Origin of the sequence: Enterococcus italicus DSM 15952, from assembly GCF_000185365.1 — a bacterium.
GTDB classification, from domain to species: domain Bacteria; phylum Bacillota; class Bacilli; order Lactobacillales; family Enterococcaceae; genus Enterococcus_G; species Enterococcus_G italicus.
In genome coordinates this window covers 1-1,426 of sequence record NZ_GL622254.1, presented here as the reverse complement: position 1 = coordinate 1,426, position 1,426 = coordinate 1, and the positions used below count along the sequence as shown (strand labels likewise).

The following is a 1,426-nucleotide window of genomic DNA, read 5'->3' as shown; positions in this document are numbered from 1 at the left end:
GACTTATTTATAATTTATATTTTATAAATTATTAAAATATAAATTATAATTGACAACATATTTCCTTCTGGTATAATGTTCTTAGAAAGATATATATATTATATTTTGCAATTTATATTTTATATTTTATAAACGGGAGGTTTGTTTAATGGAATTATCGCAAGAAAACTTGAGAATTGTTTTTGAATATAGAAATGTCGTTAGAAGACCACTAACTATTACTGTAGCAAATTCCAAGGGTGGAGTAGGTAAAACTACTATTATAAGATACTTGAGCTACGTACTTGCTAATATGGGATTTAAAGTGTTGGTAGTGGATGCCGATCCGCAATCAAATACTACAAAGACAATGTTGTTGACTAAAAATTATCACTCTAAAGACGATGACATTTTCATTATTGAAAAAACTATGCTAGCTGGAATCGTTGAACGAGATTTAAAACAATTAGTTCTTCCAATTATTGAAAACTTGGATTGCATTCCATCACATATAGATTTTAAAAACTTTCCAAAATATTTAACTAAGCTTTATGGGGACGCTATAGAAGGAATAGACGCTGATTATATCGAGGTCGAAAAAAACAGAATTTCAGTCTTGAAAGATTTACTTGAGCCAGTCAAGCCGGATTACGATTTTGTTCTCATCGATACTCCACCTACTATGTCTGATTTCACTAGGAATGCTGCTTACGCTTCTGACTATATTATTATGGCTTTTCAAACACAATCCGACAGCTTAGATGGCGTTGAAGATTATATATCAGAAGAAGTCACTCCTCTTGTTGAAAAATTTGATTGTAAAACTGAAATAGTTGGAATACTTCCAAATCAGTTGAGTAAAGGTAGTATAGATCGCCAAGTTGTCAACGATGCTATCGAAAAGTTTGGTGATCAAAACCTTTTTGATAATATTTTACCACATGTTAAGCGAGTGCAAACAACACCGAGGACAGGTCTAAATACTGATACTTATTGGGACAAACTTGCTTACGAAGAAGTTTTTGTACCTTTAGCAAAAGATTTCATTCATAGAATAAAATTATTCGAAGGAGAAAACTAACATGACAGATAATGCAAAACCAGGTTTCTTTTCTAAGCAAAAACCTGATAATTCTTATAAAGAGATCCCTAAACCGAAATCAGCATTTACTTCTGACAACACAGATTTACTAGAAAATATTCATCCTGAAGAAGATGTATTAAAGATAAACAACAAGTCTCTTGGTGTACCAGCCATAGTCTGGTGCGAATTTACGGCTTTGCTTGATACAACTGATAATGATTATACCTATGAACTACTCGAAGAATTAATTCACGAAAGAACTGCACGTTTCGATCACAATCAAGAAATAACCTACAAACGAATATTAGAGCGGAAGAAAGATCAGGAAAGAGAACGTATATATAAGAAAGAAAAAAGGAAGAA

General features: G+C 31.9%; 2 protein-coding genes. Both read left to right on the top strand.

Translation table 11 applies throughout. The features are described from left to right. Positions 1-148 precede the first annotated feature (148 nt). Positions 149-1,060: a ParA family protein gene (locus tag HMPREF9088_RS11080; RefSeq protein WP_007209347.1), complete on the top strand. Its 912-nt coding sequence runs from the start codon at positions 149-151 to the stop codon at positions 1,058-1,060. A 1-nt stretch (position 1,061) separates the two neighbouring features. Next, on the top strand, positions 1,062-1,426 hold a 365-nt coding region (locus HMPREF9088_RS11075; protein WP_007209346.1), incomplete at its 3' end, for a hypothetical protein.